At 64.5% G+C, this 21,202-nt stretch carries 21 protein-coding genes; 10 read left to right on the top strand and 11 right to left on the bottom strand.

The window, feature by feature from the left end:
- The first annotated feature begins 147 nt into the window (after nucleotides 1–147).
- The gene (locus FGL95_RS23440) at nucleotides 148–1,041 is read left to right on the top strand and encodes a type IV toxin-antitoxin system AbiEi family antitoxin domain-containing protein (RefSeq protein WP_169591454.1); all 894 of its coding nucleotides are present in this window, start codon (nucleotides 148–150) and stop codon (nucleotides 1,039–1,041) included.
- Between the two features lie 92 nt (nucleotides 1,042–1,133).
- On the opposite strand, the gene FGL95_RS23445 is transcribed toward FGL95_RS23440, so the two are convergent.
- The 7 genes from FGL95_RS23445 to FGL95_RS23475 all read right to left on the bottom strand — a co-directional run bounded on the left by FGL95_RS23445 (nucleotide 1,134) and on the right by FGL95_RS23475 (nucleotide 8,409).
- Nucleotides 1,134–1,823 (bottom strand): winged helix-turn-helix domain-containing protein, encoded by a 690-nt coding sequence (locus FGL95_RS23445; RefSeq protein WP_169591456.1) that lies wholly within the window; start codon nucleotides 1,821–1,823, stop codon nucleotides 1,134–1,136.
- Nucleotides 1,820–3,067, bottom strand: coding sequence for an ATP-binding protein (locus FGL95_RS23450; RefSeq protein ID WP_169591459.1), 1,248 nt, complete (start codon nucleotides 3,065–3,067; stop codon nucleotides 1,820–1,822). The genes FGL95_RS23445 and FGL95_RS23450 overlap by 4 nt, the downstream gene beginning before the upstream one ends.
- A 226-nt stretch (nucleotides 3,068–3,293) precedes the next feature.
- A complete protein-coding gene (locus FGL95_RS23455) occupies nucleotides 3,294–4,037 on the bottom strand; it encodes a phosphoglyceromutase (RefSeq protein ID WP_169591462.1) in 744 nt (247 codons plus the stop codon).
- A gap of 4 nt (nucleotides 4,038–4,041) precedes the next feature.
- Nucleotides 4,042–4,563, bottom strand: coding sequence for a type III secretion system chaperone family protein (locus tag FGL95_RS23460; RefSeq protein WP_338079991.1), 522 nt, complete (start codon nucleotides 4,561–4,563; stop codon nucleotides 4,042–4,044).
- Nucleotides 4,560–5,918, bottom strand: a complete 1,359-nt coding sequence (gene mshA, locus FGL95_RS23465; RefSeq protein ID WP_338079992.1) for a D-inositol-3-phosphate glycosyltransferase — start codon at nucleotides 5,916–5,918, stop codon at nucleotides 4,560–4,562. The genes FGL95_RS23460 and mshA overlap by 4 nt, the downstream gene beginning before the upstream one ends.
- 25 nt (nucleotides 5,919–5,943) lie before the next feature.
- Nucleotides 5,944–7,488, bottom strand: a complete 1,545-nt coding sequence (locus FGL95_RS23470) for an amino acid permease (RefSeq protein ID WP_169591470.1) — start codon at nucleotides 7,486–7,488, stop codon at nucleotides 5,944–5,946.
- Nucleotides 7,489–7,572: 84 nt separating this feature from the next.
- Nucleotides 7,573–8,409, bottom strand: coding sequence for an alpha/beta fold hydrolase (locus FGL95_RS23475; protein ID WP_169591473.1), 837 nt, complete (start codon nucleotides 8,407–8,409; stop codon nucleotides 7,573–7,575).
- Nucleotides 8,410–8,452: 43 nt separating this feature from the next.
- On the opposite strand from FGL95_RS23475, the gene FGL95_RS23480 reads away from it, so the two are divergent.
- Together FGL95_RS23480 and FGL95_RS23485 are read left to right on the top strand one after the other, a co-directional pair.
- Nucleotides 8,453–8,845 carry a PaaI family thioesterase gene (locus tag FGL95_RS23480; RefSeq protein ID WP_169591475.1) on the top strand — a complete coding sequence of 131 codons (393 nt, stop codon included), beginning with the start codon at nucleotides 8,453–8,455 and terminating at the stop codon, nucleotides 8,843–8,845.
- Between the two features lie 21 nt (nucleotides 8,846–8,866).
- Nucleotides 8,867–9,901 (top strand): tocopherol cyclase family protein, encoded by a 1,035-nt coding sequence (locus FGL95_RS23485; protein ID WP_169591478.1) that lies wholly within the window; start codon nucleotides 8,867–8,869, stop codon nucleotides 9,899–9,901.
- A 12-nt stretch (nucleotides 9,902–9,913) separates the two neighbouring features.
- On the opposite strand, the gene FGL95_RS23490 is transcribed toward FGL95_RS23485, so the two are convergent.
- Nucleotides 9,914–11,173: an ROK family transcriptional regulator gene (locus tag FGL95_RS23490; RefSeq protein ID WP_169591480.1), complete on the bottom strand. Its 1,260-nt coding sequence runs from the start codon at nucleotides 11,171–11,173 to the stop codon at nucleotides 9,914–9,916.
- A gap of 306 nt (nucleotides 11,174–11,479) precedes the next feature.
- Here FGL95_RS23490 and FGL95_RS23495 point away from each other — a divergent pair, with 306 nt between their 5' ends.
- Nucleotides 11,480–12,409 carry a TauD/TfdA dioxygenase family protein gene (locus FGL95_RS23495; RefSeq protein ID WP_169591483.1) on the top strand — a complete coding sequence of 310 codons (930 nt, stop codon included), beginning with the start codon at nucleotides 11,480–11,482 and terminating at the stop codon, nucleotides 12,407–12,409.
- Between the two features lie 29 nt (nucleotides 12,410–12,438).
- Nucleotides 12,439–13,176, top strand: a complete 738-nt coding sequence (locus FGL95_RS23500) for an SDR family NAD(P)-dependent oxidoreductase (protein ID WP_169591486.1) — start codon at nucleotides 12,439–12,441, stop codon at nucleotides 13,174–13,176.
- Here the strand turns inward: FGL95_RS23500 and FGL95_RS23505 are convergent, their stop codons facing one another.
- Together FGL95_RS23505 and FGL95_RS23510 are read right to left on the bottom strand one after the other, a co-directional pair.
- Nucleotides 13,177–14,355: a L,D-transpeptidase gene (locus FGL95_RS23505; RefSeq protein WP_420838085.1), complete on the bottom strand. Its 1,179-nt coding sequence runs from the start codon at nucleotides 14,353–14,355 to the stop codon at nucleotides 13,177–13,179.
- An 83-nt stretch (nucleotides 14,356–14,438) separates the two neighbouring features.
- On the bottom strand, nucleotides 14,439–15,572 hold the full coding sequence (locus tag FGL95_RS23510) for a UDP-N-acetylmuramate dehydrogenase (RefSeq protein WP_206072241.1): 1,134 nt from the start codon (nucleotides 15,570–15,572) through the stop codon (nucleotides 14,439–14,441).
- On the opposite strand from FGL95_RS23510, the gene FGL95_RS23515 reads away from it, so the two are divergent.
- The 5 genes from FGL95_RS23515 (at nucleotide 15,571) to FGL95_RS23535 (ending at nucleotide 19,702) form a co-directional block, all read left to right on the top strand.
- Nucleotides 15,571–16,074, top strand: coding sequence for a DUF2505 domain-containing protein (locus tag FGL95_RS23515; RefSeq protein WP_169591493.1), 504 nt, complete (start codon nucleotides 15,571–15,573; stop codon nucleotides 16,072–16,074). The two genes, FGL95_RS23510 and FGL95_RS23515, sit on opposite strands and share 2 nt — an antisense overlap.
- Nucleotides 16,075–16,119: 45 nt before the next feature.
- Nucleotides 16,120–16,629 (top strand): DUF2505 domain-containing protein, encoded by a 510-nt coding sequence (locus tag FGL95_RS23520; protein ID WP_169591496.1) that lies wholly within the window; start codon nucleotides 16,120–16,122, stop codon nucleotides 16,627–16,629.
- 7 nt (nucleotides 16,630–16,636) lie between these two features.
- Nucleotides 16,637–17,413, top strand: coding sequence for a class I SAM-dependent methyltransferase (locus FGL95_RS23525; protein ID WP_169591499.1), 777 nt, complete (start codon nucleotides 16,637–16,639; stop codon nucleotides 17,411–17,413).
- A 35-nt stretch (nucleotides 17,414–17,448) separates the two neighbouring features.
- On the top strand, nucleotides 17,449–19,233 hold the full coding sequence (locus FGL95_RS23530) for an acyl-CoA dehydrogenase (protein ID WP_169591502.1): 1,785 nt from the start codon (nucleotides 17,449–17,451) through the stop codon (nucleotides 19,231–19,233).
- 136 nt (nucleotides 19,234–19,369) lie between these two features.
- A complete protein-coding gene (locus FGL95_RS23535) occupies nucleotides 19,370–19,702 on the top strand; it encodes a hypothetical protein (RefSeq protein WP_169591504.1) in 333 nt (110 codons plus the stop codon).
- A gap of 28 nt (nucleotides 19,703–19,730) precedes the next feature.
- Here the strand turns inward: FGL95_RS23535 and FGL95_RS23540 are convergent, their stop codons facing one another.
- Nucleotides 19,731–21,188, bottom strand: a complete 1,458-nt coding sequence (locus FGL95_RS23540) for a hypothetical protein (RefSeq protein ID WP_169591507.1) — start codon at nucleotides 21,186–21,188, stop codon at nucleotides 19,731–19,733.
- Between the last annotated feature and the right edge of the window lie 14 nt (nucleotides 21,189–21,202).

Here is a 21,202-nt window from a genome sequence, read left to right on the forward strand (position 1 = left end):
CATGGAGAAAAGTCCGCGTCGTCGTCGAGCAATGCGTTCGAAAGTCCAGTCTCGCCAGCGAAATGGGCTGTGGACAACCCGCTGACCTGTGGATAACCACGCCGTTTTCGAGCGATACCGCCGAGTCGACCGATCAGGATTCCTCGTATGGGGGATTTACGACTTAGATCGTTGGCCGACGCGAATCACGGAATTCTGACGACTTCGGTGCTGCTGACCGAGTTCACGAAAAGAGAATGCCGACGGATGGTCGACAGCGGGACGGTTCACCGCGTATGGCATGGGATCTATTCGACAAAGCCGCCAGACCTGGAGACCAAACTCGCCGGCCTCGACTCAGCATTCGGCGTCGACGTAGTTGCATGCATCGACACTGCGGCTGCCTTGTGGGGTTTCGACGTCAAGGAGAGCCCGACGGTCCATATTCTCGACCCACTCACACGCGATAGAAACAACCGCAAAGGCCTCGTAGTCCATCAGCGTCCAGGCGCACCGGTGACTAAGCACAACGGCCGCTGGCTGACCGAGCCGGACTGGACCGCAATCGAATTCGCGCGCACGTTGCGACGTCCCCGGGCTCTCGCCGCACTCGATGCTGCGCTGAGTAGCCGACATTGCTCGCCCGATGGACTGGCCGCGGCAGCCGAGCAGCAAGCGGGGCGCCGAGGAATCGTGCAAGTCCGCAAGCTGCTCGACTTGGCCTGCGCTGACGCGGCATCGCCCATGGAATCCGAATCTCGACTGATAATGCTCGACGGTGGACTACCCGCACCGCAGTTGCAGTTCCCCGTCCTCGACGACCGCGGCATGGCGAAATACTTCCTGGACTTTGCCTGGCCAGGTGCCAAGGTTGGCGCGGAGTACGACAGCGACGCTTTCCACGGCGGACCGCTCGACGTGCGCAGGGACAAGGCACGCATCTCGTGGCTTCAGGATCACGGATGGCTGATCATCTACATCACGGCCGACGACATTCGTCGACCGCACGAACTCGTCGCCCGAATCAAAAAGCATCTCATCGCGCGCAGCAGCGCTGCGTGATCGCGCGCCGAGCCGGTACATACGGCCGCATCTCTCTTGCCGAATGCGCGACTTTCTCCATGATCAGCGGAGGACGGGGGCGCAGCGCGTGGTCAGGCCTCTAGCTTGTAGCCAAGGCCACGGACAGTGACCAGGTGCTCAGGCTTCGCGGGGTCGGCCTCGATCTTCGAGCGCAGTCGCTTGACGTGGACGTCGAGGGTCTTGGTGTCGCCGACGTAGTCTGCGCCCCACACCCGGTCGATCAATTGACCGCGCGTGAGCACCCGGCCGGAGTTCCTCAGCAAGTACTCGAGTAGGTCGAACTCCTTGAGCGGCAAGGTAACCGGCTCTCCGGCGACCATCACGATGTGGCGCTCGACATCCATCCGGACCGGACCGGCTTCGAGAACTCCGGTGTCGCCGGACCCGTCGATGTCGGTGTCGGACCCACGTCGCAGGACTGCCCTGATTCGCGCGATGAGTTCGCGGGCGGAGTACGGCTTGGTGACGTAGTCGTCGGCGCCGAGCTCCAAACCCACGACCTTGTCGATCTCGCTGTCGCGCGCGGTCACCATGATCACCGGAACCCCGGACCGCGTCCGGAGCGCCTTACACACGTCGGTGCCGGTCATGCCGGGAAGCATGAGGTCGAGCAGCACGATGTCGGCGCCCGATCGATCGAATTCGGCGAGTGCCGACGGTCCGTCGCCGGCGACCGTCACCTCGAAGCCTTCCTTGCGAAGCAGGAAGGCGAGCGGATCCGCCAACGACTCCTCGTCTTCAACGATAAGCACACTCGTCACCGGTTGGCCTCCACACTATTATTGTTGGTCTTCCCGCGCGCCACGACGTCGCGCCGCTGCGGGGCTTGCATCTTCTCCACCGCGCGCAACGGTGTCGGGTCATCGTGTTCGGATTCGTGATGCGCGGGGATTCGGAGCGTAAAAGTGGAACCCGTACCGGGTTTGCTCCACAGGGAAATCTCGCCGTTGTGGTTGGCAGCCACGTGCTTTGCGATGGCCAGACCGAGACCGGTGCCACCCGTCGCCCGTGACCGAGCCTTGTCGACGCGGAAGAAGCGCTCGAACACACGCTCCTGGTCTTCCTTCGCGATGCCGATACCGCGGTCGGTCACGGCTATCGCAACCTTCGGACCCCGCAGCGACCGACTGACCGACACATGTGACCCCTTGGGCGAGTACGCGATGGCGTTCTCGACCAGGTTCGACAACGCGGTGACCAGCAAAGTCTTGTCGCCGAGGACTTCTAGTCCGCTCGGCCGATCGGTGTTGACCGTGATGTCGGCAGCTTCGGCAGCAGTGCGCGATCGATCGACCGCTTCGGCAACCACTTCGTCGACGTCGACGACGTCGAGGTCCGGCAGCTTCTCCGCGCCCTGCAGCCTCGAGAGTGCAATCAGTTCGCTCACCATGTTGCCGAGCCTGCTCGACTCGGCCAGCACACGTTGGCCGAAGTGGCGGACCGATTCGGGATCGTCGGCGGACTCGAGCAACGCCTCCGCGAGGAGACTCATCGCCCCTACCGGCGTTTTGAGCTCGTGACTGACGTTTGCCACGAAATCGCGGCGCGTCGCTTCCATCCGGACCTGCTCGGAATCGTCGTCGGCGAACAACACGACGAAATCGGTTTCTTCGCGACTGAGCTGGCGTGCAACGCACCGGACCGCGATGCGCTCGCGACGTCCGGCCGGGTTCTTCACGCTCAGGTCCGCGTCGGTTGTTTGGCCTGTTTCGAGTACGCGCTCCGCGGCTTTCCACGCCCGTTCGTCGATCAACCTATTGCGCACGAGCCCCAACTCCTCGGCTCGCGGATTGAACAGCACGACGTCGCGATGACGGTCGACGACGACGATTCCGCTCTCGGACGCCAGGACGATCAGGTCGAGAACCTGCGACATGGTCAGCCCGGATTGGGCCTGCCTTCGCTGGTTCTGCCTGGCGTTCATGAAAGGAATGAAGAGGCCCCCGACAGCGAGACCGACAAGTGCCGCGACGATTGCTAGCAGCACAGCCTGAACAACGCTCACGCTGCCGCCTCGCTTCGCTCGGGGGCAGCGATCGCGAAGCTACTGTGCCCATTGGCTCGCTCGCTGCGCTCGCTCACGGCTAAATGGTACGGGTGCTTGCGGGGTCACAAACGCAGAGTGGGGCCATTTTGGCGCAGGTCACAAGCATGATCGTGAATGTTCTGCCGACGTTCACCCGGCGTTTGCCAGGCGCCGGGACCCTGCGGACCGGCATTGTCGACAGCGCTTACTTCGAACCCTGGTTCGCCACAGCCGCTGCGCCTGCCGCCGCTGCGTCCGGATCCAGATAGGTGCCGCCGGGATTGGTGGGCTTCAGATTCTCGTCGAGGTCGTACCGAAGCGGGATGCCGGTCGGGATGTTGAGGCCGGTGATCGAATCGTCGGACATGCCGTCGAGGTGCTTCACCATCGCGCGCAGCGAGTTGCCATGCGCCGCGACCAGTACGTTCTTGCCTGCGAGTAGCTCTTTCGAGATGGTCGACTCCCAGTAGGGAACCATCCGCTCCACGACGTCCTTCAGGCATTCGGTCGCCGGGACCGTGATTCCCGCGTACCGCACATCGCCGTCTTGGCTGTACTCACTCCCCGCGTCGATCGGCGGCGGCGGTGTGTCGTAGCTACGGCGCCAGGCCATGAACTGCTCTTCGCCGAACTCGTCGCGAATCTGCGCTTTGTTCAAGCCTTGCAATTTGCCGTAATGCCGCTCGTTGAGCCGCCAATCGCGGACCACGGGGATCCAGTGGCGATCGGCCTCGTCGAGCGCGATGTTGGCAGTGTTGATCGCCCGGCGCAGGAGTGAGGTGTAGACGACGTCGGGCAGCACGCCCTGCTCCTCGAGGAGCTTGCCTGCACGCTTTCCCTCGCCGATTCCCTTGTCTGTCAGGTGCACGTCGACCCAACCGGTGAACTGGTTCGAGGCGTTCCATTCGCTTTCGCCGTGGCGAAGCAGCACAAGGGTTCCGATGCTCATTCGCCTATCCTGGCATGTCGGTGGAGCCGTCGTCTTCGGGCTGGTCGATCAGGTGCTCGAACGCTTTCAGGTTCGCCAACGACTCACCACGCGAAACTCGCCAATCCCATTCGCGCCGAATCGATTTCGCAAATCCTAGTTCGAGGAGAACGTTGAAGTCCGCGTCCGCGGCTTCCAGCACCTGACCGAGGACCCGATCCAGTTCGTCCGCCGTCACCGCATGGAACGGCAGCCTGCCGACCAGATAGATATCGCCGGTCCGATCGATCGTGTAGTGCACGCCGTAGAGCCGGCGATTGCGCGTGAGCAGGTACCTGTGGACGCCCCCGTCATTCTCGTCCGGGTGACGACACACGAATGCTTCGACACGAACGCTGTCCCGACCGACCGTCAGCAGACAGGTCGTCTTGAGCTTCTTCTCACCCGGCAACTCGACGACGAACTGATCGTCGCGGGTGCGGGTGTATTCGAGTTCGCGTTCGACGAGCGCGGAATCGATCGTGTCGACTATCGACGTCGGATTCACGCGCGCACTCCCCCGGGTCGTCGCCGCTTCCACAACGCGCGCGTCCGACGGACCGGATCGATGGTAGGAGTCGCAGCCGGACCGCGCTGGCGGACGAAATTCTCGTTCGCCCTGCGATAGCTGGCGAGCAGACCATCGGCTGTCGCATCCCAAGAGAAGTTCGCAGCATGACGATTCGCGCGCTCGCCCATCCGCGTCAACTCGGCAGGGTCTGCGAGCAGCCAGCCGAGCGCAGACGACCAATCCGCGGTGCGGTGCCCCTGGACGAGCAGGCCGGTCTCGTGGTTGCGGACCGCAGTTCCCAAGCCGCCGACGTCTGCGGCGATGACGGGCGTTCCGCACGCCTGCGCCTCGATGGCGACGAGGCCGAACGATTCCGAATAGCTCGGGACCGCAACGAGATCCGATGCCCGATAGACCTGGACCAGACGATCGGGCGGCTGCGGCGGCAGGAAGGTGACACGGTCTGCGATGCCGAGGGCGGCTGCGAGTTCGATGAGTGAATCAGGGCGTTCCAAGCCGGTGCCGGACGGTCCGCCGACGACGAGCACGCGCAACGGCAACCCGGGTTTCGCGGCAATCAGCTCAGCCGCAGCGCGTAACAGCACGTCCGGCGCCTTGAGCGGCTGTATACGGCCGACGAAGGTGACAACGGCTTCGTCGGCAGCGATGCCCAGCGCTGCGCGGGCAGCGAGCCGGTCGCCCGGCCGGTAGAGCGCGAGGTCCGCGCCGGGAGCGACGACGTCGATCTTGTCGGCGGAAGCGCCGTAGGTCTCGATGAGCTGCTTCGCTTCTTCGGCAGTGTTGGCGGTGAGCCGGTCGGCCTCTTCGACGACCTGCCGCTCGCCGATCTCGCGCGCAGCGGGTTCTGGTCGGTCGCCCTCGGCGAGCGCGGCGTTCTTCACAGCGGCAAGCGTGTGCGCGGTATGGATCAGCGGGACGCCCCAGCGGTCGCGCGCGAGCCAGCCGACCTGTCCGGACAGCCAGTAATGCGAATGCACGAGGTCGTAGTGGCCGGGCTGATGGCGTGCTTCTTCACGGAGGACACCGGCGGCAAACGCACAGAGCTGGGTCGGCAGATCATGCTTGTCGAGCCCTTCGAACGGGCCCGCCACGACGTTGCGCACCAGGACGCCCGGCGCCGCTTCGACAACGGGCTGGTCAGCCGACGACGTCGCTCGGGTGAAGATCTCGACCTCGACGCCGCGTTTGGCCATTTGCAGAGCGGTCTGCAGCACGTAGACGTTCATCCCGCCTGCGTCCCCGGTACCCGGCTGCGCCAACGGCGAGGTGTGTACGGAGAGAACCGCGACCCGGTGCAACCGTCGTGCGGGGGCGCTGCGCGAGGAACTCACGTCCTCCATAGTGCCTTGCGCGGCGCTAGCCGCTCAGTTCGGCTTCGATCTCGCCGATATTTCGCTTGGGCCCGGTGAACCACTTGCGTGCCGAAGCGAACCACCAGAGGCCGATCGCACCTACCACGACGACCAAGGTGACAGGCGCGTAGTTCACCGACACCCACGTGAACTCGTCGTTCCACGGGTAGCCCTTGTCGTCGGTCGGGAGGATGAACAGCACGCTGATGATGACAATCCACAGCACGGCGATGACGCCGATCGGCCGGTACCACCGGCCGAGTTGCCACGGACCGGTGTGAAAGCGGCTGCCGTGCCGTAGTCGCAGCACGATCGGAATCCCGTACGCCACGTAGAGCCCGATCACCGCGACCGATGTCGCAGCGGCGTATTCGGTCAAGAATTTGTCCTCGGGCACGAGCATCGACGGCACCAGCAACAGGAACGCGAAGAACACGATGAACCCCACGGCGTTGGCTGGGACGCGCTTGGCCGTCAGCGTGGACCAGATTTTCGAACCTGGCACCGCACCGTCCCGTGAGAACGCGAACAACATGCGCGACGCCGCCGTCACCGATGCATAGCCGCAGAACAACTGCGCAGCGGCGGCGATGATCAGCAGGGTGTTGGTCCAGACCGGGTCGAGGTTCGTTTCCAAGATGTAGATCACGGGGTTGCCGCCGTTCTTTTCCGGATCCAACGTGTCGTCGAGATTCGGGATTGCGAACGTCACCGCCAGGATCAGGATGTAGCCGAACACGGCCGACACCAGGATGGTGTTGATGATGCCCTTGGCAACGCCACGCCCCGCGTCCTGCGTTTCCTCCGACATGTGGGCGGACGCGTCGTAGCCGGTGAACGTGTACTGCGCGTGCAGCAGACCGAGAAGGAAGCTGAACCACACGCCACCGAAGCCGACTGCGCTGTTGTCGACCGTCTTTGTGAACACGAAGCTGACGCTCTGGTGATCGTGTGCGAAGAATGCGAGCACGACCACGAAGACGAGCACACCGCCGACGTGCCACCATGCGGAGACGTTGTTGATGGTTGCGGAGAGGTGCGGTCCGATGATGTTCAGCAGCGCGTGCAGTATCAGGATGCCGATGAAGACGAAGAAGATCGCGGTGCGGTCCGTGCCGATGTCGAAGCCGATGACATTGAGGACTGCGGTCGTGAAAATCGCTGCGCCGTAATCGATTGCAGCGGTAACCGCGACCTGTCCGATCAAATTGAACCAGCCCGTGAACCAGCCCCAGATCGGACCACCGAGCTCCGACGCCCACCAGTACAGGCCGCCGGCGGTGGGATACGCGGACGCCAGTTCGGCCATCGCGAGGCCGACAAGCAGCACCATGAACGAGACAAGCGGCCAACCCCACGCCATCGTGATCGGTCCACCGTTGGCCAAACCGATTCCGTAGCTGGCCAATCCGCCCGTCAGGATCGACACGATAGAGAAGCTGATGGCGAAATTCGAGAAGGACGACCACGACCGTTCGAGGTCCTGTTTGTAGCCGAGTTCGGCGAGTCGACGTTCGTCGGCGGAGAGTTCTCTATCGGCTGTACTCATGACGTCTTCTCCCACACCAGATCAGACAACTTGGACAACTGTCCGGGCAGAACTTAGTCCTGGTAGAACACCCCGTCAATGGATCTACAGTCCCCCGACGAACTGGTTCACAATCTTCACAAAGCGAGCCGGATCCTCGACGAACAGGCCGTGTTGCGCGCCCTCCCAGAAGGAGGTCACTACGTCCGGAATCAATTGCGCCGCATGCTCTGCCGACGCCACGTCGACCACCGGGTCAGCCGTGCCGTGCAGGATCAGCGCTGGAATGTCGAGCGTCGCAAGCAGTTCGTCGTGCCCGGAGTTGCGATAAAACAGCGCGGACCGCACCCGCGGCGGCGTACTCAGGCTCGTCCCGAACATCAGTTGGGCGATGACGCCCTTGTCGTCGCCCGGACCGGTGTTGGCATTCCCGAAACCGGCGAACGCGCGAACCGCCTGGCTGGGGCTTTCGGCGAAGACGCCGGGGATCGCTGCGACCATCTTCGGACCGGTCTGCCCACCGCCCTGATTGCGACCTATTCCTGTGATCGCACCGGTCAACACGATGCCGGCGACGCGGGCGGTGCCGCGGTCGGCGAGGTAGTCGCACACCACGAGCCCGCCGTAGGACCAGCCGAGCAGCACGCCATCGCCGTTCGGCGCTTCAGCCGCGAGAACAGCGGCAACGTCGGCGGCCCAATTGGCTGGGTCGTCGTAGCCCGTCTCCGGCGCGCCGGAGTAGCCGTGACCACGAAGGTCGACCGCGACGACCTTGTAGCGACGCGCGAACTCGTCGACGACGTCACCCCAGCAGCGTAACGACGCCGACCAACCATGGAGCAACACAAGGGGACGAGCGTCGTCCGACCCCGTCACGCGATACACGATCGGTGTGCCATCACGTGAGATCACCTCACGCAGTCGTGCTGTCTGCGTTGTCATTTCCGCACCGTATCCCACCCCGCGATGACTATCGTTCGTTGGCATGAACCCCGCAGACATCGTCGCGAGCATCCCGTTCGCTGTCACCACCGGAATCGAATTGGTGAGTGCGACACCAGAAGAAGCAGTCGGACGACTCGAATGGGCGCCCGACCGGACCACGATCGGCGGCGGCATGCACGGCGGAGCCATCATGACGCTCGCAGACACCGTCGGAGCGGTTTGCGCCTTCTTGAACCTGCCGCCTGGTGCATCGACGTCGACGACAAGTTCGAGCACCGTGTTCACCCGCGGTGTCCGGTCGGGAACGGTCACTGCCACCGCGCGGCGCCTGCATGCGGGTCGGTCGACGATCGCCGTCGTGACCGAGGTCCGCGACGATGCCGGCAAGCTCGTTGCTCAGGTGACTCAGTCCCAGGCCGTCCTCGCGTCATAGCGGGGCGCTACCGTAAGGGCCATGCCGAGCCTGCTCGACCGCTTCCGTGCGACCGGTGCCGACCTGCCGTGGGGCGACCCGCTGCCTGCTCACGGTGTCGCCACCGAAGGGTATTTCTGGAAGTTCACCCAGCCCGAGACCGGCCGGATTCTTTCCGCGGCGATCGGCGTCAATCAGAGTCCGGAAGGACCATGGTCGACGGTCATCATCGCGGCGCATCCGAGTGGTTTCATCCGATCTGCCGTACACCCTGACGGTTTCGCCGATCCGCAGAAATTCGGGGCCTCGGCAGGCGCGCTGTTCACCGGCGAAGCGGACCGAGTAGTGGCAGATCTCGGGCCGGATGCGCGGCTCGACGTTCGCATCGTCGACCCATTGCCGTGGCCGAAGCGCGCCTTCGGCGGGACCAGCTTTTTCCAATCGATCCCCGGCCTCGGCCATCGTTGGCATCCGTGGCTGCTCGGCGGTCGTGTCGTGGGGACCGCCACCATCGGCAACGAGCAGTGGAATCTCGACGGCGCTCAGGTGTACGGCGAGAAGCGTTGGGGTTCTGCGCATTTCCCAGAGCGATGGTGGAGCGGATCGGCGCAGGGGTTTGCCGAGCCAGGCGCGTGCGTGACGTTCGCGGGCGCGAAGGTCATCTCGGGTCGCCTCAGTGTCGAGACAACTTTGGTCTCTGTTCGGCTGCCGGACGGTACGGTCCTGCGGTTCGGCGGACCGAGCACGTCGCATATTCGAGCGACTGTGACGCCCGAGAAATGGTCGCTGCATGGCCGGAATCCGCGGTCCGGCATAGAGATCGAGGCCGCCTCGCCGCTGGATACCGCATTCGTCGTGCCGGTCCCCGTCCCCGAAGAGCGCCGAAACGCCCCCGCTGCGATTCTCCATCCGCTCGGGCGCCTCAACGTTACGGTCCGGCGCCGGGCCGATATCGCCTGGCAGGGCGAGTCAACATTGGCGACACTGGAATACGGCGGCTTCGCCGACGCCCGGGCAGAGCTGCAGCGACGCGGCCTCGACCCGGAGTCGGAAACCGCGCCGCCGCAAGCGAACTGACGCGAAGAGCGACTAGCCCAGCGCGCGGCGCATCGAGGGCAGCGGGTCGGCGTACAGCGCGCTGAGCGAGGTAACGCTCGCAGCGAACTCCTGGACCCGGTTACCGAAGCCGCTGACGCGAATGTCCTTGCGCGGCAAAGTCGATGACTGCGCAAAGGCCTCGGCGACATGCGGAATCGCGGCCGGGTACTCGGTGAACGACTGCCCGCCGAGAATCACGCGGTCCGGATTGAAGAGGTCACGAAGCATCGCCACTGTACGACCCAAAACCTTGGCTCGCTCTACCAGAAGCTCATGCGCTGCAACCGAACCCGAGCTCGCAGCCTGGTAGAGGCTGCTGATCGCGAGCGGCTCCGGACCGGTCAGGATGCCCATCGACCGCGCCCGATCGAGCAATGCCCGATCGCTGACGGTCGCTTCGAGGCAACCGCGATGTCCGCATTCGCATTCGGCGTCCGAGCCGGTCGGTAGGTGGACTATCGAGCCCGGACCGTTGTTCGGCGTATGGACCCGCCCGTCGATGGTCAGAGCAATGCCTGCCGTTTCGCGAGCGTAGAAGTACAAGCCGGTGCCAGCAGGCGCTTCCTGCGGATTCCTCGGCGCGAGCAACAGTTCCGCCGCGGCCATGGCCTCGACATGTGCGGCGACCGAAACAGGAAGTCCGAGAGCCTCTCCCACAATTGCGCCGACGCGGGCGCCACGCCAGTTCAGGCGTGCGTGGTCGGCGATTCCGGTCGCGGAATCGACGCGGCCACCGAGTGCTATACCGACCCACAGCGGGCTACGACGGTGCCACCGCGTCGTGAAGGACCGGGCGCTGCGCGCGATCGCGGTGAGCGCGGCGTCCTGGTGGACGCGTGGCGTCGGGATTTCGACGCCACCGAGGATGCGGCCGCGGAGATCGCTGGCCGTGATGCTGGTGACGACGGCGCCGATGTGGATGCCGATCGTCAGGTACGGCTCGTGGTTGGTTTCGAACGGAACCCGCGGCCTGCCGATGGCACCGGATGCCGTCAGGTCAGCGCGTTCGCGGAGCAATCCGGCACCGAGCAGGCCTGCGACCTGCCGATTCACCGTCGCAATGCTGAGCCCGGTGGTCCGAGCAGTCGTGTCGCGAGAGATGGGACCCTGCGTCGATGCTGCCCGCAGAACGGCGGCGGCGGGGTTGTCCGCGATGCGCAATTCAGGCGAAATCACCTGGACGCGGTTGGCGGCACGAGGGGTCGAACCATGCGAACGAAGAGGTGCAGATACAAGTGTGGGCGTGGACATGAAATTCCTCGATTTAGTCCCCGAATACGCCGGGACGAATGTCTACAGGTCGGCTGGCGCTAGCTGCACAGGCAGCGGCAGGGACAACACAGTTCCCGCGCGAATGGCAGCCGCGCACCCAACGATGCGGTCACGTACGAGACGCGAAGCGCAGACGGGTGGCCGGTGGACATGCGTCCAAAGTTAGCACTTCGACCAGCTGTGTCCAATCGGCGTGCTTGCGATCACAGTGCGAGAAAGACTTCTGCGAATGTGCGATCGCTGGTTGCGTTGGGCCCGTCGAACCCCCACCGCGAAAGGCCAACTATGTCCATCGATCTCGCATTGGACACCGAAACAAGCTCTGCTCCAACACCTTCCATTACAAGGCTCGGCGCTCATATCGGCGCACAAATCGATGGAGTCCGCCTCGGCGGCGACCTCGACCCGGGCAGTGTCTCCCTGATAAGGCAGGCGCTGCTCGAGCACAAAGTCATCTTTTTTCGCGGCCAACAACACCTCGACGACGATTCGCAGCACGAATTCGCCTCGCTGCTCGGAATCCCGACCACGCCGCATCCGACGGTCACGTCGCGCGGCACCAAGACACTCGCCATCGACTCCGAATACGGCAAAGCGAACAGCTGGCACACCGACGTCACGTTCGTCGATCGCATTCCGGCAGCGTCGATATTGCGGGCGGTGACGCTGCCCGAATACGGCGGTTCGACGACATGGGCCTCGACCACCGCTGCGTACGACTCGTTGCCCGAGCCACTGCGGCATCTCGTCGAAAATCTGTGGGCCGTGCACACCAATCGCTATGACTACGCAGCGACCGCAGCAGACGCGATCAACGACAAGACTCGCGAATACCGGCAAGAATTCGAATCGACTTACTACGAGACCGTCCATCCCGTCGTCCGAGTTCACCCCGAGACCGGCGAGCGGTCGTTGCTGCTCGGTCACTTCATCAAGCAGTTCGTCGGGCTGGGCACCAAGGAGTCGCAAACGATCTTCAACCTGCTGCAGGACCGCGTCACCAGGCTCGAGCACACCACCAGGTGGAACTGGCGTGACGGAGACGTCGCCATCTGGGACAACCGCGCAACGCAGCATTACGCGGTCGCCGATTACGGCGATCAGTACCGGCGCCTCAATCGCATCACTCTGGCGGGCGACGTGCCGGTCAACATCCACGGCGAACGCAGCCGCGCAATCGTCGGCGACGCTGAGCACTACGCGCCGCTACCCTGACCGAGAATCCGGCGACCTACGATGACGCCATGAGTACCGATCGCATCGCAGTCGTCACCGGCGCAAGTTCCGGGATCGGCGAGGCAACTGCACGCAGGCTCGCAGCCGACGGATTTCACGTGGTCGTCGGCGCGCGGCGCCTTGACCGGCTGGAGGCGCTGGCCAGCGAAATCGGTGGCACCGCGTTGGAACTCGACATCACCGACGAGGATTCCGTCGCCGCGTTCACCGCAGTGATCCCGCGCGTCGATGTGCTGGTGAACAACGCGGGCGGAGCGAAAGGGTTGGCGCCGGTCATCGACGCCGATCTCGATGACTGGATCTGGATGTGGGAAACCAATGTCCTCGGCACCTTGCGCGTGACGAAGGCATTGCTGCCGAAGCTGATCGACTCCGGTGACGGGCTCATCGTCACGATCACGTCGGTCGCTGCGATCGAGGCGTACGACAACGGTGCCGGATACACCTCGGCGAAGCATGGGCAGGCGCTGTTGCACCGAACGCTGCGTGGCGAACTGCTCGGAAAACCTGTCCGGCTCACCGAAGTCGCGCCCGGCGCCGTCGAAACGGAATTCTCACTCGTCCGTTTCGACGGCGACGAAGGGCGCGCGGCGGCGGTCTATCAGGGCATCGATCCCCTGGTCGCCGACGACATCGCCGAGATCATCGGTTTCGTCGCCTCGCGGCCGAGCCACGTCAATATCGATCAGATCGTGGTCAAGCCACGTGACCAGGCTTCGGCAAGCCGGATGCACCGCCGGAGCTGATCAGTTGCCGCCGGCCGGCGCAGGGGTCCTCGGTGTTGCCGATACCGTTGCGCCCGGGTTGTCGGCGAGTGCGGACATCGACTTCCACGTATCCCAATCGATCGTCCAGTCGTAGAGATCGCCGTCCGAAGCCGACAGCGGGATCGACGTGCCGGTCACCTCGACCGGGTCGCCGTAGAGCGCGGTCGGGAAGTACGCGGCGGCGTCCTCGGGCGAGAGGTTGATGCAGCCGTTGGTGACGTTCGACGAGCCCTGCGCGCCGACCGACTCCGGGTTGGCGTGGATGAACTCGCCGTTGTTCGAAATCCGGACCGCCCAGCGCTCGCGGACGTTGGTATAGAACGGCGGGTTCGACATGAGGAAATCCTCGTGCTTCTCGGTCACGACGTGGACGCCGCTGCGGGTCACGTTGCGCGCCTCGTTGCCTTCGCCGTAGCTCACCGCGAAATCGAATACGGTCTCGCCGTCACGAACGACCTGCATGCGGTGGCTGGGTGCACTCGCCTTGACGATCTGACTGCGACCGATCGTGAAGTTCGACGTTGCGTCGGTCTCGCCGTAGGCGCCGTCGCCGTAGCTGAGGCCGTACAGCTTCGCGTCGAGCTTGACCTTCGTTCCGGGCGTCCAATAGTTCTGCGGGCGCCAGTGCACGCGCGAACCTCGGTCGTCCGGCAGCCAAGCCCACGAGCCGGTGGTCGGTGGATCGGTCGTGACCTTCAGGGCCTTCTCGACAGCGGCCTTGTCCTCGACGTGCGCATTGAACTGCACGATGATCGGCGCTGCGATGCCGACTTCCTGGCCGTCGGCGATCTGGATCTGGGCCGACGTCGTCGAGTCCGGCGTCAGGGTCGTGAAGCTGCCCTCGATCGGTGTGGACTTGTTGTCCTTGCCCGCGACGGTGCCGGACCAGGTGTACTTGGCGCCGTAGCCGAGGGGCTCGCCGACGGTCCACGTCTTGGCATCGTTGCTCAGTTTGCCAGCAATCGCCTTGCCCGACGGACTGGTCAGAACCACGTTCTGGAGCGTGCCGTTCTCGGCCTTGACCGAGATAGGAGCGACCGGGCTGACATCCTCGGCACCCGCAGCTGGGTCGAATTCGGCGTGCGGCTCAGCGTTCGCTGCGCCGCCCGGTCCGGAGTTGCTACCGCACCCGGCAAGCAGAGCGATGGCACTCAGCATCGCCGCCACGAGGACAGCGAGGGACCTCCATCGGTTTCGAATTGGCATTTTTCAACGGTACCTGCGGCAACATAGGGCCTCCGTCACAAAGCGAGGCCGACGGGAACCGGCTCGGGCTCGAGCAATACGCCGAATGCCGTCGCGACACCGTCCCGTACGGATCGCGCGAGGGCGACGATGTCGCTTGCGCGTGCCGATCCCCTGTTCGTCAAGGCCAGCGTGTGTTTTGTCGACAGTCGTGCGGGCGCATCGATGCCCGGAAAGCCCTTTTCGAAGCCCGCTCGCTCGATGAGCCAGCCCGCCGACAGCTTGGTGCCGTCGGGCGCCGGGAACTGCGGAATTGTGACATCGCCAACTCTTGCCACGATCTTCGCGAGTACCGCTGGCAACTGCTCGCCCGAAACTACCGGATTGGTGAAGAACGAACCCGCGCTCCAGGTGTCGTTATCCGCGCGGTCGAGCACCATTCCTTTACCGCGCCGCAATCCGAGTACGGCTTCGCGCACCTGCGCGGCAGGTCGGCTCTCACCGTCTGACGCACCTAACACCCTGGCGAGCTCGCCGTAGCGCAGCGGCGCGCTGGACCCACCGCGTTGCAGCTCGAACTCGGCCGACAGCACCACGGCACGGTCGGAGTGCTTGAGGACGCTGGTGCGGTAGGCAAGGCCCAGTTCCGCTGGTTCGGTGTGGCGGACTTCGCCAGTAGCGCGGTCCAGCAGCTCGACCGAGCGCAGCAGCGACGCGATCTCGACGCCGTACGCGCCCACGTTCTGTACGGGTGTGGCACCCGCAGACCCAGGGATACCCGACAGGCACTCGAGCCCACCGAGTCCCGCGTCGATGGACTGTGCGACCACCGTGTCCCACTCGGCGCCTGCGTCGGCGGTCACAATGCTGTCGTCGATTCGGATCGTATTCGAGCCGATGTGGACGACGACACCGTCGAAGCCGTCGTCGGAGATCAGAACGTTCGAACCGCCCGCGAGCAGCAGGACCGGAATCGCCGCGGTATCCAGCAACCGAACAACCTCGATCAGGCTTGCCGTCGTCGGGCACTCCGCCAAGACTCGCGCCGGGCCGCCGACCCGCAAAGTGGTCAGACCGGCGAGCGGAACAGCCTCCGAGACCTGCGCACCGGCGCGCTCTAGGTCGTCAACGAGGCACGGGTCGATCGCGCGTGGATCAGGCACAACTGCAAACGGTAGCGTGCCGCTCATGGGACACCGCATCGAGCATTCCGCTACGCATACGAAATCCGTTGCAGTACTGCATGCTGCGTTCACGAGCGACCAATTCTGGAACGATCGGCTCGCGGAGATCGGTGGCCCCGGCGCGAAGCTCGTCGATACGTCCGTCACCGGCGACACGTACACCGCGAACATGATTCAGGGCATCGCCGAGCGCTACCTTCCGCCGCTGGTCACCAAGATCCGGCACGGCGACCTACGCATCAATCGCAGGGAAAGCTGGGGACCGGTGTCGAACGGCTCCGCGAACGGCACTTTCCGCGTGACCGTCGACGGTGCACCAGCCGTCATCGACGGCAAGCTCGCACTCACGACCGAGGGCACCGGCTCGAAATTGCACATCGAGGGCAACGTCAAGGTCGACTTTCCCCTGTTCGGTGGCCGTATCGAGGAAGCGATCGGCGAACAGTTGAACCGTCTCAACGACAAAGAGGACGAATTCACCGAACGGTGGACGACGACGCACAGTTAGACGGTCGTTCAAGACGGCCACCGCAGCCCGGTAACCTTTACGCCCATGGCCCGCCGAATCGACTATTCCGCCCGGTATCACTACACCATCGAACAGGTGTATTCGGCGCTCAGCAGCCGCGATTACTGGGAAGAAATCGCCGAGGAGATGCGGAAGTACTCGCCGAATCACCTCGAGTCCTTCAAGGCCGACGAATCCGGTATCGCGCTCGAGTTCCACCACATCCTGCCCCGGGAAATGCTGCCCGAGGTCGCGCAGATGGTCATGCGCAAAGACATGGTGATCACCCGCAAGCAGACCTACTCCCCATTCGGGCCAGAGGTCACCGGCACGTTCGAGGCATCGATTCCTGCAGGTCCCGGCAGCCTGACCGGGACGATGCGCCTCTTTTCGACCGAAGCGGGTTCGACGCTGCGTAGCTCACCCGAAGCGAAGGTCTTCATCCCCGGATTCGGGCCGAAGCTCGAGCAGATGATGCTCGTCAACTTGGTCGACCTGTTCCGCGGCGAAGCCGAGGTCACCGTCCGGTGGCTGGACAGGCTCACGAAGGCCTGACATCACCGTGCCCCCACCGACCCCGAAAGGGGTGATCACTCGGGGCACGACCGGCATCAACCGGTTGCGGCGCAGCGACCGCTGGCTGGTCCATGACGATCAGGTCCGGCGTGTTCTGCTCGCCGCCCCTGATCCACTCGTCGTCGATCTCGGTTACGGCGCGAGTCCGGTGACCACGCTCGAGCTGGCCGCACGCCTACGGACCGTTCGGCCCGACACCCGAGTGGTCGGCCTCGAGATCGATCCGCAACGTGTCGTCGAAGGCCGCGACGGCGTCACCTTCGCGCGCGGCGGCTTCGAACTGGCCGGCCGCCGGCCCGTTCTGGTCCGAGCATTCAACGTGCTGCGCCAATATCCAGAGGATGCGGTCGCGCAAGCGTGGGCGACGATGCAAGCGGGCCTTGCGCCTGACGGCTTGATCATCGACGGCACGTGCGACGAACTCGGTCGGCGCTGTGCGTGGGTGCTGCTCGACGCCACCGGGCCCCTCACACTGACCCTCGCCTGGGACCCGTCGACGACCCCACGTCCGTCCGATGTCGCGGAGCGACTGCCGAAGGCCTTGATCCACCGAAACGTGCCAGGCGAGGGCATTCACGCTCTGCTCACCGCTGCTGACCGTGCGTGGGACGCGACGGCGGCGCTGACGCCGTACGGTCCACGGGTCCGGTGGCGTGGCGCAATGGACCAGCTTGCAGCGCAGGGGTTACCAGTCCGCCCGATCCGGCGGAGACTACGAGATTGTGTACTCACGGTGCCCTGGGCGATCGTGGCGCCACAATAAGTACACTCGCCGCTACGTGTATCGAAAGGACCGTAATGCGCTCGACAGTTCTGTCGCGACGAGACCTCGATTTCCTGCTGTACGAATGGCTCGACATCGAGCAACTCTGCAAGCGCGAGCGTTTCGCAGATCATTCCCGCGAAACGTTCGACGGCATCCTCGACCTGAGCGAGCAGCTCGCGACTCGCTACTTCGCCACGCACAACAAACTCAATGACGCGAACGAGCCGACGTTCGACGGGGAACGCGTGACGATCATCCCGGAGGTCAAGGAGGCGCTCGACGCCTTCGCCAAGGCAGACCTGCTGAGCGCCAGCCTCGACAGCGAGGTCGGCGGGATGCAGTTGCCCGCGATCGTCGCGCAGGCAGGTATGGCGTGGTTCCAGGCGGCGAACCCAGGGACGTCGGGTTACCCCTTCTTGACGCTGGCCAACGCGAATCTGCTTGTCGCTCATGGCACGCCAGAACAGATCCAGACCTACGTTGCCCCGATGCTGGCCGGACGGTTCTTCGGAACGATGTGCCTGTCCGAGACCCAAGCCGGTTCGTCGCTGGCCGACATCACCACCCGCGCCGAGCCGCGCGACGACGGCACCTACCGGTTGTTCGGCTCGAAGATGTGGATCTCCGGCGGCGACCACGACCTGACCGAGAACATCGTGCACCTCGTCCTCGCCAAGATTCCCGGGGGACCTGCTGGGACCAAAGGCATTTCGCTGTTCATCGTGCCGAAGGTCCTGGTGAACTCGGATGGCTCGCTCGGTGATCGCAACGACGTGGTCCTCGCCGGGCTCAACCACAAAATGGGGTTCCGCGGCACGGTCAACACGGTCCTGAATCTCGGCGAAGGCCGGTTCGAGCCGGGTGGCGAGCCAGGCGCGGTCGGTTATCTGATCGGCGAACCGCACCGCGGCCTCTTCTACATGTTCCACATGATGAACGAGGCCCGCCTCGGCGTCGGGCTCGGCGCGACGGCGGTGGGCTACACCGGCTACCTGAAATCGCTGGACTATGCCCGCACCCGCACGCAAGGCCGGTCCGTTGCGACGCGGGATCCTTCGCAGCCGCAGGTGCCGATCGTCGAACACGCCGACGTCAAGCGAATGCTGTTGGCGCAGAAGGCGTACGTCGAAGGCGCGCTCGGGCTCGTAATGTACTGCGGTCGCCTCGTCGACTATCAGCACACCGCCGAATCAGACGACGAGCGGCGCACGTCGACGCTACTGCTCGACATCCTCACCCCGATCGCGAAGAGCTGGCCGTCGCAGTGGTGCCTGGAGGCGAACAGCCTCGCGATCCAGGTGCACGGCGGTTACGGCTATACCCGTGAATACGACGTCGAGCAGCACTACCGCGACAACCGACTCAACCCCATTCACGAAGGCACGCACGGAATACAAGGCTTGGATCTGCTGGGACGCAAGGTCACTCAGCAAGGCGGCGCCAGTGTTGCCGCGTTGGGCGAGCTCATCGGCGCGACGGTCGCCAGGGCTGGCGAAGGGTCCGAGCTTGCGGCACAACTGGATTCGGCCTGGCAGCGCTTGGTAAGCGTGACCGGCGCCATGTTCGCCTCGGGCGACATCGAAGCCGCAATGGCGAACAGCTCGATCTACCTCGAAGCCTTCGGCCACATCGTCATCGCATGGATCTGGCTGGAGCAACTCCTTGCCACCGAGGGACGTGACGGCGACTTCTACGACGGCAAACGCCAAGCGGCACAGTACTTCTTCGCCTACGAGCTCCCCCGAGTCGGTCCGCAGCTGGACCTGCTCGAGTCCCTCGACCGCACCACACTCGACATGAAAGACGCCTGGTTCTAACCCTCGTGAGTCTTTTTGGAGTCTATAGACTCCAAAAAGACTCACGAGTAAAAGGAGTGACAGCGCGGACCGAGCGAGCGTACGGTTCTCACCGAAACACGCCGCGCCGGTCGAGTTCGGTACGACGAGCCGTGCCGTGCGCTTCCGGAAAAGCGAGTCGGTGCTGCGTGTCGTGGATCGCTTCGGCGATCTGGGCGGCACCAACACCGCGGCGGCGCTGGGCAAGCACTACCGCGGTCACGACCGTGTTGTGATCGTCACCGACGAGCAGGCGTGGTTCGACGCGAGCGGTGACGTGAACAGTGCTGTGCCACAGTCGGTTCCGGTCTACACCTGGAATGTGGCAGGTTACCGTGCGGGTCATGCACCTGCCGCGGGCAACCGGTTCACGTTCGGCGGCTTGACCGATACCGGTTTCGGCATGATCGGGCTCATCGAGCGCGGTCAGCGCGGCGATTGGCCGTTCTAGCCGCTGCCTGGCCGGCTGCGCCACTGCTTCAGTGGCGCAGCCGGTCGAACACCGTGCGCGGATAGCCTTGCGCAGCAGCAAGACTCAGCACGGAAATCGGTTCGAACGGCTGCCGCCACAACCCGCCGTGGGCTGCGCCTTCATAGAAGAGCACCTCAGGATTGGCGTTCGGCTCCACAGGTACCGGCGCGAACAGGTCGCTCACCAACTTGGCAGCCATCAATGTTCGAGCCGTGTCGGGTGCGAAAATCTCGACGCCGAAACGCCCAGCACCGTGATAGGCGCTGGCAAGGATGGCGTTCTTCGTCACCGACTGCGTCCAGGACGCAGGCGCAACGTTGAACGAGATCCGCTGCCCCGAGTTGCGAGCAACAACGCCACGCCAGCGTTGAAGGCGTTTCGCCAGGGCATAATTCGGGCCCTGCGCCGAGATCAAGGTATCGGCAAGGCCCCAATGGTTGCCATCGCGATCGACGACTTCGTCGCAGTAGTTCGGCCGCATCAGTGCCGACCGCGTCGCCATTCGGAGCAGTTCCTGCCCGGCAGCCCGCCGGCCGCGCGCCGCCCATCGCCTGCGAGCTTCCGCCATCACATCGGCCTTGACCGCGTAGCAATCGGTGGGCGTCGCGAGGTAGGCGAGCGTCGCCTTCGGGCGGTTCTCGAGAATATCGACGCCGATCACGTCAGCGGCCAGCGTGACCTCGACGTGCGCGCGCCCGTCCGCGTACGCGTACATCCCGAAGACCAACTTCTTGCGCTTGCTGGTGTTCGCGTAGATCCAGTTCAGGACTCCCGAGAAATTGCGTGAAACGTCGACACCCGGACCAGCCGGCCCCGTCGGATAGGTCACCGTGCCCGCGCCGTCTTTGGCCTGCTGCACGATGCGACGCCAGCGGTCCGCACCCGGTAGGTCTATCGCCAAAACCTCGGCACCCCAGTCGATCAACGGCAGATACGGGCCCAACTCCGAGCCCGCGCCGACAACGACTGTTTGGTGGCCCGGGAGCGACAGCCATTGCGGATTGTCGATGACCGCGTCGATTGCAGTGACGAAGCTCGGTTCGACGATGCCGCGGTCGCGCCATGCGCGCAGCTGCGCACGCAGCGCATCGCCTTCGAGAATCTTGTTGCCGAACGGCACCCGCAGCGTTCGTACGGCCTCACGCGTCCCACGAACGACTTCCGATTCGAACCCTGCATCGGCCGCCCCGCTGATGAAGCGCATGAGATTGTGCGCGGACTGCAGCCCGGCTTCGGCGATACCGACCGCGGCAGCCGGCGCGGACGCGCTGACTGCGGTCATCGCGCGGAACGCGTCGGTGTACTCGTGCCGCCATCGCCGCGACGACTCGATCGTCTGCGCAAGGTCGGCGTCGAACCCCCGAACCGCGTCCGCGAGCACTGCGGTAGCGAACAGTGTGGTGCCGCCGCGCGGACTCGTCACGGGGAGGGTGATGCCGGCGTGCGGGTTTCTATCGACGACCATGCGGGAAACGATGC

The organism is Antrihabitans stalactiti (assembly GCF_012932915.1).
In the GTDB taxonomy this organism is placed as follows: Bacteria; Actinomycetota; Actinomycetes; order Mycobacteriales; family Mycobacteriaceae; genus Antrihabitans; species Antrihabitans stalactiti.